A 14084-nucleotide genomic window follows, 5' to 3' on the forward strand; every position below is an offset into this window, starting at 1 on the left:
TACTACGGTCGCTAGCTTAACGCCAACCTGCCCGGTCCAGAATGCGGATTGCCTCGGCATTGAGTTCACCTAACTGCTCCAACTCCAGATTATCTGCTTTAAAGGTACCAAAGCCCTCTAGGATAGTGCTAATTGCAACATCTGTGCGGATGGGATATTCATGATTCACTTCAGCATACCAGCGTTGCGCGTTTGGCTGAACCATATATTCCAGTAATTTCACTGCATTGGCTTTATTTGGTGCAAAAGTAGCCACACCAGCTCCTGCCACATTAATATGCACGCCATTGCCTTGCTGGTTTGGCCAAAATATTTTTACTTTAGCTGCATCAGCCTGATCGGCAGGATCGGCCAGCATGCCGGCTAAATAATAAGTATTTGCCAAAGCGATATCACAAACGCCAGCCGCTGCGGCTTTGATTTGATCACGATCACCACCACGCGGTGGCCGGGCAAAGTTAGCAACCAGACCTTTAGCCCAAGCCTCTGCCTCGACAGCGCCATCATGGGCAATCAGAGAAGCCAAATGTGATTGGTTATAGATGTTGTTCGAGGAGCGAACACAGATTTTACCTTTCCATTTCGGGTCGGCTAAATCTTCCATAGTCGACAGCTGTGCCGGATCGACTTTACCCTCTATATACATAATAGGCCGGGCTCGCACTGTTAAGCCATACCATACACCGGCAGGATCGCGTAAGTTAGCCGGAATAATAGTTGAAAGCGTTTCCGACTCAATAGCTTGCAGCACACCTTGCTGCTTAGCTCGCGCTAGTCGACCAACGTCGGTCGTTATTAAAATATCGGCCGGGCTATTGCGACCTTCACTATTGATCCGGGTGATCAATTCATCAGCATTACCGGTGATTAAATTAACTTTAATACCAGTCTCAGCGGTAAAGGTGTCCAATAAAGGCTTAATTAATTCTTCCTGCCGGGCGGAGTAAACATTTACCTCAGCTGCAAATGCTGCAGAAGTGTGTATCAAACAAGAAGCCAAACTACCCGCTACCAATAACATTAATTTACTTAATTTCATGACAACTCCTGCCTCATAATAAAGATGCTGAGCATATAAACATAAACACGAACAATTCTCAATAAATTCCCGATGCCAAGCGAAAAATATCCGATATTTAACTGGTACTCTCACTAGAAACCACCTACTCTACTTTAGAGAACACTAAATATGGAGTAAAATAATGCAAACAAACGTAGGTGGTATAGATAAGGTCATTAGAGTTATTGTCGGCACCCTACTGATTGCGTTGGCCGCAATGGGGGTCATTGGTGTCTGGGGCTGGATTGGTATAGTACCTTTATTAACAGGCCTATTTAATTTTTGTCCTATTTACACTTTATTTGGTATTAAAACCTGCAAGATTAGCTAAGACGGTAAAACCCGACTGTACTAAAAAGCACAGCTCAGTATTTACTTAGCTGTCTTTAGCTATCTTTAGCTGTCAGACGATTGTTATGAGCATTAAAATCCGGGATTTCTCGTTGGTAGCCTTGTCGGTACAAGCTGGAATGAATAATAAAGTCTGCGGTGGCAATATTACAGGCCACGGGGATATTCCAGACTACTGCCAAGCGAATCAACGCTTTTACATCGGGATCGTGCGGTTGCGATGAGAGGGGATCCCAGAAAAAAATCAGCCAATCAATTTGCTGCTCGGCTATCAAGGCGCCAATTTGTTGATCGCCACCCAATGGTCCACTGGCCATACAGCGCACAGGCTGGCGTAAGGTTTCACTGATTAATCTACCCGTGGTGCCTGTGGCTATAAGCTGTTTATCGGCGAAAAAGGTTTTATGCTGAGCAATCCACTCCAGTAAAGCGGCTTTTTTACCATCGTGTGCAACCAGTGCTATGGTTTTCATGCTATCTAACCTCAGTTTATCTAACGAACATACCATGCCAAGCATTTTATGTGTTTAGCCCAGACGCTAACTTAACTGACTTTATTGCCAAAAAAAAGCCCCGACAAGCGGGGCAAACAACCAAGGTCCACGTATAACATCGTTATTGGTCTGGTGTTAGTATGAGCACTGCTCAAAGGCTAACTACCATTAACCACATCATGCTTTGGGCAGCTTAATTAGCCTCAACAATGCGTTTCATTGCTGTCATATAGCCCCGTAATTTTTTACCTACCACTTCCACCGGATGCTGGCGAATAGCTTCATTAACCGCTATCAGTTTTAAGTTATCTACGCCATTGTTGGCAGTACTGATGCCCTTACCGATAAACTCGCTGCTTAAGCTGTTTACTTTGTCGCGTAATAATGGCACTGCAGCATGAGCAAATAAATAGTTGCCATATTCTGCAGTATCCGAGATCACCACGTTCATCTCATACAAACGCTTACGCGCTATGGTATTGGCAATCAGCGGCGTTTCGTGCAGTGATTCATAGTAAGCAGACTCAGCAATAATACCGGCGTCAACCATAGTCTCAAACGCTAATTCAACCCCTGCTTTTACCATAGCGATTAATAAGATACCGCGATCAAAATATTCTTGTTCGCTGATACTTTCCGCCGAGACCGGTGCCTGCTCAAAACCAGACTCACGGGTTTGCTCACGCCAGGTCAGTAGGTTTTTATCATCATTAGCCCAGTCGGCCATCATGGTACGTGAAAACTCACCACTGATAATATCGTCCATGTGTTTTTCAAACAGCGGGCGTAAAGTCACCTTCAGCTCTTCAGCTAAATCGTAGGCTTTCACCTTGGCTGGGTTGCTCAGGCGATCCATCATATTGGTAATACCGCCATGTTTAAGCGCTTCGGTTACCGTTTCCCAGCCATACTGAATCAACTTAGCGGCATAACCGGCTTCTACACCATCAGCCAGCATCTTATCAAAGGCTAAAATCGCACCGGTTTGCAGCATGCCACACAGAATGGTTTGTTCACCCATTAAGTCTGACTTTACTTCAGCAACAAAAGACGACTCCAACACGCCGGCTCTGTCACCACCAGTCGCCGAGGCATAAGCCTTGGCTATCTCTAAACCCTGACCTTTAGGATCATTCTCAGGATGCACGGCGATTAACGTCGGTACCCCGAAACCACGTTTGTATTCTTCACGTACTTCAGTACCCGGACACTTAGGTGCCACCATCACAACTGTGATATCAGGGCGAATCTTTTTACCTTCTTCCACGATATTAAAACCGTGTGAATAAGCTAGAGTTGCACCTTGCTTCATCAGCGGCATTACTGCATCTACTACGCTGCTATGCTGTTTATCCGGTGTTAAGTTTAATACCAGATCAGCGCCAGGAATTAATTCCTCGTAGGTACCAACCTTAAAACCATTACTGCTGGCTTTTTGAAAAGAAGCGCGCTTTTCGGCAATGGCTTCTGCCCGTAAGGCGTAGCTAATGTTTAAACCAGAATCGCGCATGTTCAAACCTTGGTTTAAACCCTGAGCACCACAGCCAACGATTACGATATTCCACGCTTTGATAAAATCACAGCCGTTAGCAAATTCGGCTTTATCCATAAACCGGCACTGCCCTAACTGGCGTAATTGCTGCCGTAAATTCAATGTATTAAAGTAATTACTCATAACGACTCTCAAAATTCTTGATCTGTGTAAGCTAAGCTCACCAGTAGCAGCGTATTACGGCATTATTGCCCAGGTACTGCTTTAATGAATTTAGTGTAGCGCGCGACTTTTATTGCGTGAAGTGATATATTTTCAATTCTGTATTTCATTTTTTGCAATAGAGGTAGTATGGACGTCCGTAGCGCACAACTTTTTCTGCATTTGGCGTCTAGCTTAAATTTTGCTAAAACCAGCGATCAAATGTTTGTTAGCCCATCTACCCTTACCCGGGTAATTCAAAGGCTAGAACAAGAGCTTAATACCACGCTGTTTGAACGGGACAAAAGATCGGTGCGCCTAACTGCGGCTGGCGTGCGGGTACAGCGTTTTGTCAGGTTATGGCTGGACGAATGGCATCAATTACAACTCGATCTGCAACTTACCAGCGCCGAGCTTAGTGGTACCTTACGGATTTTTTGTACTGTGACCGCCAGCTATAGCCATTTGCCGGCATTGTTGGATAAATTTCGTTTGCAGTGTCCTAAAGCCGAAATACAGCTTACCACCGGTGACGCCTCGGCTGCGATAGAGCGGATTAGAGCCGATGAAGCCGATGTGGCTATTGCCGCTTATCCCGAACAGTTACCTGCCAATATGTTCTTTCAAAACATTTCTACTGTGCCAGTGCGATTAATTGCGCCGGTTATTCCCTGTCGGGTTAACGATTTATTAGCGCAGCAACCGATAAACTGGAACGAAGTACCAATGATCTTACCGGAGCATGGTCCTGCTCGCAGTCGCTTTGATAAGTGGTTGACAGATAAAGCGATAACACCTGCGGTGGTCGCTAAAGTCGATGGCCATGAGGCCATGGTGTCCATGGTGGCGCTTGGTAGTGGTATTACTATAGTGCCGGAGCCTGTACTTCAACATAGCCCGGTACGGGAGCGAGTGCGGATTTTGGAATCGGAGTATCAGTATAAGCCCTTTGAACTGGGTGTGTGTATGCTACATAAACGGCGACAAGAGCCTCTATTGCAAGCATTTTGGCAGCTCGTGCTAAAGAATTGAATTTTTACAGACCCAAAAAAGCACTGGGGCAGTTAAAGCCCCAGCCTGATGTGCGTTACTTAATCACTTTTAAATGGCTACCACGAGGCGGTTTAGGAGGCTCAGGTGGTAACTCATCGTCCAGCGCCTCTTCTAAAAAGTCCTGTTCATCCTCATCGTCTTCCTCCAAAGTAAAGACGGTGCCTGCACCATTTTCACGGGCATAAATTGCCAGTACGGCTTTAATAGGAATAGACAAGGCAAACGGCTGACCGCCGAAACGTGCATTAAAAGTAACAAAATCATTGCCTAGCTGCAGATTACCCACGGCTGAGGGCAGCACATTTAATACTATCTGGCCATTTTGAACAAACTGCTGTGGTACTTTCACTGCTGGATAAGTAGCATCTACCACTAAGTAGGGAGTGCATTTATTATCAATAATCCAATCGTAAAAGGCCCGTAGCAAATAAGGGCGGTTTGGCGACATGTTCTGCATTACAGCCTGATCCCCTTGCGGATCTCCCGCTCAATATCAGTCAGTGATGCTTGAAACGCATCACGCTCAAAAATGCGATTCATATAGGTTTTTAATTGCTTGCTACCGGCACCAGTAAATTCAATACCTAGTAACGGTAAACGCCATAGTAAAGCGGCCATATAACAATCGACCAAGCCGAACTCTTCGCTCATAAAAAATGGCGCTTCACCGAATAACGGAGCAATAGATAACAAACCTTCCTTTAACTCCTGACGGGCAAGGGCTGCATCTTCATGGTTTTGCAAAATTTTGTCTGCCAGACTGTACCAATCGTTCTTTATGCGGTACATCATTAAGCGAGCCTGACCGCGTGCGACGGGATAAACCGGCATCAATGGTGGATGTGGGAAGCGCTCGTCAAGATATTCCATAATAATATCAGCTTGATATAACGCTAACTCGCGATCTAACAAGGTCGGTAAACTGCCATATGGATTCACTTCATATAAATCCTCTGGCACGTTATCTGGTGTGACCTGAAGAATATCGACAGTTACTCCTTTCTCCGCCAGCACGATACGGACCTGATGGCTAAACATATCGTCAACAGCTGAGAACAATGTCATCACAGGGCGTTTATTGGCAATGATCGCCATGTATTCCTCCGGTTAAATAAAAAACAGCAAAGGGGCACTAAGGCCCCTAACTACAAGTATTATAAAAACAAATACTTAATGAACATCTTTCCAGTATTCTTTCTTCAGGAAGTATGCCAACACAAAGAAGATAAAGATAAAGATTAACACCTTGGTGCCTAAAGCATGCGATTCTAATTTGGTTGGCTCGCCGGTATATACCAGATAGTTTACCAGATCTGCAACCGCTCGGTCATATTCTTCGGCACTTAGCTCACCTGAGCCATCGGTACGTATACCTACGTATACTTCTGTTGGCTGACCATCAACTAACCGGGTTTCATGTGCCCGATAAGGCACACCTTGCAACTCTTGCAGCACATGCGGCATACCAACAGTTGGAAACACCTTGTTGTTAACACCAAAAGGACGGCTCTCATCTACATAAAAAGTACGTAAATAAGTGTATAGCCAGTTGGCGCCACGAACACGGGCCACGTTAGTTAAATCCGGCGGCAATACACCAAAGGCATTTTCAGCATAGTCAGCTGGCATTGAGTTAGTAATATGATCACCCACCTTCTCGCCAGTAAACATCAGGTGTTCCATCCCCAAATCTTCAGGAATACCTAAATCTTTGAAGGTCCGGGAATACCGCTGATACTGCATTTGGTGACAACCTAAACAGTAGTTTTGGTACAGTTTAGCACCATTCTGTAAAGAGGCCTTATCGCGCAAATCTATTGGCGCCTTGTCCAGCGGAATCGTTGGACCAGCGGCCATTGCCAGCGATGATGCTAACAATGCGACAGCTGAAAGTAACTTTTTCATCATCAGGTTAACCTCACTGGCAGTGGCTTGGTTTTCTCATTTTTGCTGTATAACCACAACAGGGCAAAGAAGCCAAAATAAGTAAAAGAGAAAATTTGCGATAACAAGGCATAAGTTGGTGTTGCTGGCAACACGCCTAAAATACCCAGAGCAACGAAACTGATACAGAAAAATACCAAGTTCCAGCGATGTAATTCGCTACGGTAGCGCACAGAGCGAACAGTACCACGGTCAATCCAAGGTAATAATGCCAGAGCAACAATAGCCAGGAACATCGCAGCAGCACCAAATAATGGATCTGGGATAGCGCGTAAAATGGCATAGAATGGTGTGAAATACCAAACTGGCGCTATATGGTCAGGCGTTTTCATTGGGTTGGCTGTTTCAAAGTTTGGTGGTTCCAGGAAGAAACCGCCGCCTTCAGGCATAAAGAAAATCACAAAAGCAAATATAAACAAGAAACCGGCAACACCCACTAAATCTTTTACGGTGTAGTAAGGGTGGAACGGAATTGCATCAACAATGACTTTCTTACCGCCACGGGTAAAGTACTGATGGAAAGTAAACTTCTTGTCTGCTTCAGTCAGTTCAACAGTGCCATCGTTATCGCGTTTGATGTCGATACCATCAGGGTTGTTAGAACCAACTTCGTGCAATGCCATAATGTGCAGGAACACTAAAATAACCAAGACCAGCGGCAGTGCGATAACATGCAAGGCAAAGAAACGGTTTAAGGTAGCACCTGAGATAACGTAGTCACCACGGATCCACAAGGTTAAATCATCACCGATAAAGGGTATTACACCGAAAATAGAGATAATAACCTGAGCCCCCCAGTAAGACATCTGTCCCCAAGGTAGCATATAGCCCATAAAGGCTTCCGCCATCAGCACTAAGAAAATCAACATACCAAAAATCCATAGTAGTTCACGTGGCTTTTGGTAAGAGCCGTACATCATGCCGCGCAGCATATGTAAATATACCACTACGAAAAAGGCTGAAGCGCCGGTAGAGTGCATATAACGTAGTAACCAACCGTAGTCTACGTCACGCATAATGTATTCTACTGAGGCAAAGGCACCTTCTGCTGAAGGCTCGTAGTTCATGGTTAGCCAAATACCAGTCAAGATCTGGTTAACGAGTACTAAAATGGCTAAAGAACCAAAAAAATACCAGAAGTTAAAGTTTTTTGGCGCCGGATACTGCATCACATGCAGGTTCATCTTATCCATAAAGGGTAAGCGATATTCAATCCAGCTCATTAAGTTTTTAAACATTATGCGGCCCCCTCGTCTTCACCAATCAAGATGGTGTTATCGTCGATAAACATATACGGAGGAATCACCAGGTTGGTTGGCGCCGGCACGTTTTGGAATACCCGACCAGCCATATCAAAACGTGAACCGTGACATGGACAGAAGAAGCCAGAACGAATACCTTCAATTTGTGCAGCGAAATCTGTTGGTAAGTAAGTTGGCGAGCAACCTAAGTGAGTACAAATACCTACCGCAACAAAAATTTCTGGCTTAATTGAGCGATGACGGTTTTGCGCATAAGTTGGCTGTTGTGGCTCAGCTGAACCCGGATCACGTAACCGGTTTTCAGTATCCGCTAGTTGCGATAGCATTTCTTCGGTACGTTTTACAATCCAAACCGGTCGGCCACGCCATTCAACCCGAATTAGCTGACCATCTTCTAGCTTGCTAATATCTGCGCTCACCGCAGCACCAGCTTGCTTGGCCCTTTCACTCGGATTCCAGGACGCAATAAAGGGCACCGCAACTCCTACAGCACCAACGCCCCCCACAACAGAGGTTGCGATGGTCAGGAAGCGGCGGCGACCATGATCTACAGGCGCATTGCTCATCCACTCATCTCCACATTGAAACACTTAAACGTTTAAAATTTAAGCGGCTGAAATTCAGCAATTATTATAAGTAAAAAAATATAGCCGATCATAATGAAAAGCCTTGCTTTGCACAAGGATTAAGGCAACGTGAATGGCTAATATCTTGGTCTTATTTACACTAAAGCAGTATTGTTTGTCATACAGAGCTATGTGTTTACCAGGTAAATTAGCAATTATTGGTATAAAAACTATTGGCGACTTATCAAAGCAGTACACCACACCAATAAAAAACCCGGCGACAAGGCCGGGTTTTGAGTACCAACAGCGAATTAACGCTTCGAGTACTGTGGACGCTTACGTGCTTTACGCAGACCCACTTTCTTACGCTCAACTTTACGCGCGTCACGAGTAACGAAACCCGCTTTACGTAATGCTGGACGTAATGATTCGTCAAACTCCATCAGTGCACGGGTGATACCGTGACGGATAGCGCCTGCCTGACCAGAAATACCACCGCCTTTAACAGTGATGTACAGGTCAAACTTTTCAACCATATCAACCAGTTCTAACGGCTGCTTTACTACCATACAGGCAGTTTCACGACCGAAGTACTCTGACAGGCCACGCTGGTTGATAACAATGTTACCTGAACCAGCTTTTAAGAAGACGCGGGCCGTTGAGCTTTTACGACGACCAGTTCCGTAGTATTGATTCTGTGCCATGTTATGCTCCGATTAAATATCTAAAACTTGCGGTTGCTGAGCAGCATGCTGATGCTCTGCGCCGGCGTAAACTTTTAACTTACGGAACATAGCGCGACCCAGAGGGCCTTTTGGCAACATACCTTTGATAGCTGATTCCAGAACCATTTCAGGTTTTTTAGCAATCAATTTCTCGAAGTTGATTTCCTTGATACCACCTGGGAAACCTGTATGCGAGTAATACATTTTAGCCTGAGCTTTGTTACCAGTAACAGCCACTTTTTCAGCATTGATAACGATGATGTAATCACCAGTATCAACGTGCGGCGTGTATTCCGGCTTGTGCTTGCCACGTAAACGTGATGCGATTTCAGTTGCAATACGACCTAAAGTTTTGCCGTTTGCATCAACAACGTACCAGTCGCGGGTTACGCTTTCTGGTTTTGCAGTAAAAGTTTTCATCTAAACCTATTCCAAAATAACTTAAGTTACACCTGACATTGTGCAGGGCTTTTGCAGCAATGTCGTTATCGCACCCCTTCGAATGCAAAAACTGCCGGGCTAACGGCAGTGCAAGGCTGTAACGTCGGCCGGGCGCGGATTATATATTAAACAATCTGAAAGATCAGCAGTCTTTTACGAAAAAATACTGGAATAGCGACTTTTAAGGTAAATGCTCGCTGGCTAAATAATCATGTGATTGCATTTCCTGTAAACGACTTAAGCAACGCTTAAATTCAAAGCTAAGTAAACCACCTTGATATAACTGCTCTAGCGGCACGGCTGCCGAGATAATGAGCTTCACATGGCGCTCATAAAATTCGTCAACTAATGCTAAAAACCGTCTGGCGACATCATCGTTTTGCTGTCCCATCGGCATAACGCCAGACAATAAAACAGTGTGATAGCAACGACTTAGCTCCATATAATCGTATTGGCTACGCGCCGTTTCACAAAGCTCACTAAAGGCAAACCAAACAATACCATCAGCCTCTGCTCGTGCTTGTAGCTGTCTATTCGCCACTTCTACGCTTGTGCCACCTTGCCGTGGTTCAACAGACAGTGCCAAAAAATACTGCTGTAAATTTTCATCGGCTTGCGGATCTAGCGGATAGTGATAAATCTCTGCTTGCTCTAAAGTACGCAGGCGATAATCAATACCACTGTCGACATTGACTATTGCGGTATTACGTTTAATCAGCTCAATGGCCGGTAAAAAACGCGCCCGCTGTAAACCGTTGCGGTAAAGGCCATCCGGCTCGATGTTAGAGGTGGCAACCAGCGTAATGCCTCGGGCAAATAAAGCCTGCATCAAGGTACCCAGAATCATCGCATCGGTAATGTCTGACACAAAAAACTCATCAAAACAAATAATGTCCGTTTCAGCTTTAAATTTGTCAGCTATTTTTTCTAAGGGATCACTTACCCCCTTTAGCAGCTTTAACTCTTCATGCACCCGGTGCATAAAGCGGTGAAAATGCACCCGCATTTTCCGCGTAGTAGGCAAACACTCGTAAAAGGTATCGACCAAATAGGTTTTGCCCCGACCGACACCGCCCCAAAAATACAAACCTAATAAAGGCGGGTGCTGCGGCAGCTTGCCGGTAATTTTTTGCCAAAACCCTGGTTTGGTTGCAGGAGGGCGACTGACAAAGTCGTCAAAGAGCCGCTGTAGTTGTTTTACTGCATATTCTTGTGCAGCATCATGATGAAAGTCTGGTCTGGTCAGATCTTGCTGATATTTTTTCAGTGGTGTCATTGGCTTTAACTTGAAACTCGCAGAGTAAACCCCTAAATATGAGTCATAATAGTAACATGCCTTACCACCTTGTATAAGAAGTTAGGGTACACTACGCGAAGAATTTCATCGTAAGGAGTTAGTATGGACTACACATGGTTGCTAATTGGTTCAGGCATAGGTTTGGTTGTTGGGGCTGTAGCCGCCCGTTTATTCAGCCTTAAACAATTTGGACAACATAAACTACAACAAGAACTTGACGAGAGCCGCAAGCAATTATCGCAGTATCGCTTAGATGTGTCAGAGCATTTGGAAACCACCAACCAATTGATGAGCCAGTTACAAGACAACTATTCGCGTATTGCCCGGCATGTACAGCAATCCAAAATGCAATTGGTTGAACAGCCAGTCAGCGCACGCGATGAAGTCAATTTCTTTGCAGCTGATACCACACAGCATATTAAACAATCCTTGCATCAGTTAAATGAGCGTCGTCGTCAGCACTCTCAGGTTGAGCAGCAGCCGAAAGATTACTCTGGTGAAGCCAGTGGCTTGATTAAAGAACGCTCAACTAAAGACGATTAACAAAGTTTTACACTTTTAAGAACGCTAAATCAGAACTTTTTTTATTAACTAGGGCTCTTAGTCGGACATTTGTATAAGGAGACTATTACGCGATGAATAAAAAACTTTCTTTGCTAAGTGCTGCCGTAATGGCAGCCATGTTGTTGGCTCCTGCTGCACCTGTGCAAGCCAGCTTACCTTTTTTTGGTAAGAATAATCAGGAGATGCCAACCCTGGCTCCCATGCTGGAACAAGCTACACCAGCCGTGGTTTATGTGTCTGTGGCGGGTAGTCGAGAAGTGCGCCAGCGTGTACCCGACGCCTTTCAGCAATTCTTTGGTCGGGGACAGGGTGAACTGCGCCGGGAGCAACCATTCCGAGGCTTGGGCTCGGGTGTGATCATTGACGCTAAAAAAGGTTACATTGTTACCAATAACCATGTAGTACAAGATGCCTCAGAGATTCAAATCCGCTTAAAAGACGGTCGTACTTTTAGCGCGAAAAAGTTAGGTGCCGATCCGGAAAGCGATATTGCACTGCTGCAAATTGAAGCCAAAGACTTAACGCAATTACCACTTGCAGACTCAGATCAATTACGGGTTGGCGATTATGCTATTGCCATTGGTAATCCCTTTGGTCTGGAGCAAACAGTCACCTCCGGTATTATTAGTTCACTCGGTCGCACCGGCTTAAATGAAGGCCTGGAAGATTATATTCAAACCGACGCGGCTATTAACTCCGGTAATTCAGGTGGCGCTTTAGTAAATTTACGCGGTGAACTTATCGGTATTAACACAGCGATCCTGGGCCCAAATGGCGGCAATGTTGGTATTGGCTTTGCCATTCCTGCCAATATGATGAAGAATTTAGTTGATCAGATCATCGAGTTTGGTGAAATTCGTCGTGGCAGTTTAGGGGTAAGAGGTAGCAATATTAATGCTGAACTTACCCAGGCTCTGAGCTTAAAAGTTAACCGTGGTGCTTTTGTCGGCGAAGTGATCCCTGATAGTGCTGCCGCTAAAGCCGGCATAAAATCTGGCGATGTGATTGTTAGTATGAATGGTAATCCCATTGAGAGCTTTGACAAGCTAAGGGCGAAGATTGCTACCTTAGGTGCAGGACGCGAGGCTACCCTTGGGATTGTACGTGACGGTAAAGAGCAAAATATTAAAGTGAAACTGCAAGAGGCCAGTACTGGGCAAATCGCCGCTACCCAGCTCCACCCTATGTTGCAGGGCGCGACACTTAACAATAGCGAAAATGGGGTAGAAGTTGCAGCACTAGAGTCTAACTCTGCAGCGGCACAGGTTGGCCTGCGCCAGGGTGACATCATCACGGGTGTCAACCGGCAGCGTGTCAGTAACTTGGCTGAACTTCGCCGCTTACTGGAAAAGCGCGATGGCAGCGTAGCGGCACTTTATATTCAAAGAGGTAACGAACAGCTGTATATTTTAATTCGCTAACCACTTTATTGCATTGCGGCAGTAAGTGATAACTTCTGCCGCTATCTAAATAATGCTATGCTAGTGATATTCTCTTCTGGCCAGAAACCGCACTGTGCGCAAACTGTTGTTATTTTTTATTAAAAGCATCGCCTACGGACTGGCTCTGGCCTTTTTGTTACTTATGCTATTTCCAACGCTAACGGGCGGTAGCCTGCCACTTTGGCAAACAAAAGCAGAAGAGCAAGTACAAGCTCCTGTCTCTTATAATCGCGCTGTACGTCGCGCTGCACCAGCTGTGGTTAATGTCTATACACGCAGCCGCATGGTCGACCCCCGATCTCTTCGCCCCCGCACTATCGAGCGACAAGAGCTAGGTTCTGGCGTAATTATGTCAGCGCAAGGTTATATTCTAACGAATTATCATGTGGTTTATGGTGCTGATCATATAGAGGTCGCCCTACAAGACGGTCGCTGGCTAGAGGCGGTTTTAATAGGTCAGGATGAAATTTCAGACCTGGCAGTACTTTATGTTAAAGCCGATAATTTACCTGTGATCCCGCAAGATCCAGAGATAGAACCACAAGTCGGCGATTTGGTCCTAGCCATCGGCAACCCGCTTAATCTTGGCCAAACTATTACTCAGGGCATCATCAGTGCCAATGGCAACAACGGGTTAAGCTCCAGAGGCTACCCTGACTTTATGCGCATGGACGCGGCTATCAATAAAGGCAATTCGGGTGGTGCCCTGGTTAACAGTAACGGCACTCTGGTAGGCATTAACGCTGCCGCCTTTCAGGTACAAAATCAGGATATTCAGGGTATTTTCTTTGCGGTGCCTTATCAGTTGGCACGCAATATTATGAATAAGCTGATTCAGCATGGGCGCGTTACCCGAAGTTATCTGGGGGTGGCAGGCCAAGCGGTGGTGAATGCTGCGGGCGATCTTTTGGTCTCGTCTGGGCAAGCACTCTATGGCTTACTGCTAACAGATGTTACTAGCGGTGGGCCAGCTGCCGTAGCAGGATTGCAGCCTGGTGATATTATCTTGGAGATTGCGGGCATACAGTTTCAGAGCATGCAACAAGCGCTGAATTTTATTGCCGAAACAGCGCCAGATTCGGAAGTTGTTATTACTATTGATCGCAACGGCCAGCGCTTAACGATACCAACAGTGGTCAGAGAGCAACCTCGACGCTAAAAAAAACCGCCAGCTGGCGGTTTTTTTAACGGC

At 45.6% G+C, this 14084-nt stretch carries 16 protein-coding genes; 5 read left to right on the forward strand and 11 right to left on the reverse strand.

What is annotated here, in order from left to right; translation table 11 throughout:
• Positions 1–16: 16 nt before the first annotated feature.
• Positions 17–1039 carry a Fe(3+) ABC transporter substrate-binding protein gene (locus IE163_RS15960; RefSeq protein WP_189433994.1) on the reverse strand — a complete coding sequence of 341 codons (1023 nt, stop codon included), beginning with the start codon at positions 1037–1039 and terminating at the stop codon, positions 17–19.
• Between the two features lie 163 nt (positions 1040–1202).
• Here IE163_RS15960 and IE163_RS15965 point away from each other — a divergent pair, with 163 nt between their 5' ends.
• Entirely contained in the window at positions 1203–1391 is a 189-nt protein-coding gene (locus IE163_RS15965; RefSeq protein WP_189433995.1) for a YgaP family membrane protein, read from the forward strand.
• Positions 1392–1446: 55 nt separating this feature from the next.
• Here the strand turns inward: IE163_RS15965 and IE163_RS15970 are convergent, their stop codons facing one another.
• Positions 1447–1884, reverse strand: a complete 438-nt coding sequence (locus IE163_RS15970) for a methylglyoxal synthase (protein ID WP_189433996.1) — start codon at positions 1882–1884, stop codon at positions 1447–1449.
• Positions 1885–2098: 214 nt separating this feature from the next.
• Complete coding sequence (ilvC, locus tag IE163_RS15975) at positions 2099–3580, reverse strand: ketol-acid reductoisomerase (RefSeq protein WP_189433997.1); 1482 nt, start codon at positions 3578–3580, stop codon at positions 2099–2101.
• 168 nt (positions 3581–3748) lie between these two features.
• Between ilvC and ilvY the strand changes: the two genes are divergently transcribed.
• The gene (ilvY, locus tag IE163_RS15980) at positions 3749–4630 is read left to right on the forward strand and encodes an HTH-type transcriptional activator IlvY (protein WP_189433998.1); all 882 of its coding nucleotides are present in this window, start codon (positions 3749–3751) and stop codon (positions 4628–4630) included.
• Between the two features lie 55 nt (positions 4631–4685).
• On the opposite strand, the gene IE163_RS15985 is transcribed toward ilvY, so the two are convergent.
• From IE163_RS15985 to zapE, 8 genes are all read right to left on the reverse strand, one after another.
• The gene (locus IE163_RS15985; RefSeq protein WP_189434090.1) at positions 4686–5099 is read right to left on the reverse strand and encodes a ClpXP protease specificity-enhancing factor; all 414 of its coding nucleotides are present in this window, start codon (positions 5097–5099) and stop codon (positions 4686–4688) included.
• An 8-nt stretch (positions 5100–5107) separates the two neighbouring features.
• On the reverse strand, positions 5108–5746 hold the full coding sequence (gene sspA / locus IE163_RS15990; RefSeq protein WP_189433999.1) for a stringent starvation protein SspA: 639 nt from the start codon (positions 5744–5746) through the stop codon (positions 5108–5110).
• Between the two features lie 75 nt (positions 5747–5821).
• Positions 5822–6556: a cytochrome c1 gene (locus IE163_RS15995; RefSeq protein ID WP_189434091.1), complete on the reverse strand. Its 735-nt coding sequence runs from the start codon at positions 6554–6556 to the stop codon at positions 5822–5824.
• A 2-nt stretch (positions 6557–6558) separates the two neighbouring features.
• Positions 6559–7818: a cytochrome b gene (locus tag IE163_RS16000; RefSeq protein ID WP_373297899.1), complete on the reverse strand. Its 1260-nt coding sequence runs from the start codon at positions 7816–7818 to the stop codon at positions 6559–6561.
• A 14-nt stretch (positions 7819–7832) separates the two neighbouring features.
• The gene (petA, locus tag IE163_RS16005; RefSeq protein WP_189434001.1) at positions 7833–8423 is read right to left on the reverse strand and encodes a ubiquinol-cytochrome c reductase iron-sulfur subunit; all 591 of its coding nucleotides are present in this window, start codon (positions 8421–8423) and stop codon (positions 7833–7835) included.
• Positions 8424–8734: 311 nt separating this feature from the next.
• Complete coding sequence (gene rpsI / locus IE163_RS16010) at positions 8735–9127, reverse strand: 30S ribosomal protein S9 (protein ID WP_189434002.1); 393 nt, start codon at positions 9125–9127, stop codon at positions 8735–8737.
• Positions 9128–9139: 12 nt separating this feature from the next.
• On the reverse strand, positions 9140–9568 hold the full coding sequence (gene rplM, locus IE163_RS16015; protein ID WP_189434003.1) for a 50S ribosomal protein L13: 429 nt from the start codon (positions 9566–9568) through the stop codon (positions 9140–9142).
• A 202-nt stretch (positions 9569–9770) separates the two neighbouring features.
• Entirely contained in the window at positions 9771–10865 is a 1095-nt protein-coding gene (gene zapE, locus IE163_RS16020) for a cell division protein ZapE (RefSeq protein ID WP_189434004.1), read from the reverse strand.
• Between the two features lie 123 nt (positions 10866–10988).
• Here zapE and IE163_RS16025 point away from each other — a divergent pair, with 123 nt between their 5' ends.
• The 3 genes from IE163_RS16025 to IE163_RS16035 all read left to right on the forward strand — a co-directional run bounded on the left by IE163_RS16025 (position 10989) and on the right by IE163_RS16035 (position 14051).
• Entirely contained in the window at positions 10989–11429 is a 441-nt protein-coding gene (locus IE163_RS16025) for a Z-ring associated ZapG family protein (protein WP_189434005.1), read from the forward strand.
• Positions 11430–11521: 92 nt separating this feature from the next.
• Positions 11522–12871 (forward strand): DegQ family serine endoprotease, encoded by a 1350-nt coding sequence (locus IE163_RS16030; protein WP_189434006.1) that lies wholly within the window; start codon positions 11522–11524, stop codon positions 12869–12871.
• Positions 12872–12965: 94 nt separating this feature from the next.
• Positions 12966–14051, forward strand: coding sequence for a trypsin-like peptidase domain-containing protein (locus IE163_RS16035; RefSeq protein WP_189434007.1), 1086 nt, complete (start codon positions 12966–12968; stop codon positions 14049–14051).
• Positions 14052–14084: the final 33 nt, after the last annotated feature.

Origin of the sequence: Alishewanella longhuensis (assembly GCF_014653435.1) — a bacterium.
Lineage (GTDB): Bacteria > Pseudomonadota > Gammaproteobacteria > Enterobacterales > Alteromonadaceae > Alishewanella > Alishewanella longhuensis.

What these genes read in the sequence shown, in the direction of transcription:
- IE163_RS15960 (WP_189433994.1), bottom strand. Translation starts at nt 1,039, where the DNA reads ATGAAATTAAGTAAATTAATGTTATTGGTAGCGGGTAGTTTGGCTTCT.
- IE163_RS15965 (WP_189433995.1), top strand. Translation starts at nt 1,203, where the DNA reads ATGCAAACAAACGTAGGTGGTATAGATAAGGTCATTAGAGTTATTGTC.
- IE163_RS15970 (WP_189433996.1), bottom strand. Translation starts at nt 1,884, where the DNA reads ATGAAAACCATAGCACTGGTTGCACACGATGGTAAAAAAGCCGCTTTA.
- ilvC (WP_189433997.1), bottom strand. Translation starts at nt 3,580, where the DNA reads ATGAGTAATTACTTTAATACATTGAATTTACGGCAGCAATTACGCCAG.
- ilvY (WP_189433998.1), top strand. Translation starts at nt 3,749, where the DNA reads ATGGACGTCCGTAGCGCACAACTTTTTCTGCATTTGGCGTCTAGCTTA.
- IE163_RS15985 (WP_189434090.1), bottom strand. Translation starts at nt 5,099, where the DNA reads ATGTCGCCAAACCGCCCTTATTTGCTACGGGCCTTTTACGATTGGATT.
- sspA (WP_189433999.1), bottom strand. Translation starts at nt 5,746, where the DNA reads ATGGCGATCATTGCCAATAAACGCCCTGTGATGACATTGTTCTCAGCT.
- IE163_RS15995 (WP_189434091.1), bottom strand. Translation starts at nt 6,556, where the DNA reads ATGAAAAAGTTACTTTCAGCTGTCGCATTGTTAGCATCATCGCTGGCA.
- IE163_RS16000 (WP_373297899.1), bottom strand. Translation starts at nt 7,818, where the DNA reads ATGAGCTGGATTGAATATCGCTTACCCTTTATGGATAAGATGAACCTG.
- petA (WP_189434001.1), bottom strand. Translation starts at nt 8,423, where the DNA reads ATGAGCAATGCGCCTGTAGATCATGGTCGCCGCCGCTTCCTGACCATC.
- rpsI (WP_189434002.1), bottom strand. Translation starts at nt 9,127, where the DNA reads ATGGCACAGAATCAATACTACGGAACTGGTCGTCGTAAAAGCTCAACG.
- rplM (WP_189434003.1), bottom strand. Translation starts at nt 9,568, where the DNA reads ATGAAAACTTTTACTGCAAAACCAGAAAGCGTAACCCGCGACTGGTAC.
- zapE (WP_189434004.1), bottom strand. Translation starts at nt 10,865, where the DNA reads ATGACACCACTGAAAAAATATCAGCAAGATCTGACCAGACCAGACTTT.
- IE163_RS16025 (WP_189434005.1), top strand. Translation starts at nt 10,989, where the DNA reads ATGGACTACACATGGTTGCTAATTGGTTCAGGCATAGGTTTGGTTGTT.
- IE163_RS16030 (WP_189434006.1), top strand. Translation starts at nt 11,522, where the DNA reads ATGAATAAAAAACTTTCTTTGCTAAGTGCTGCCGTAATGGCAGCCATG.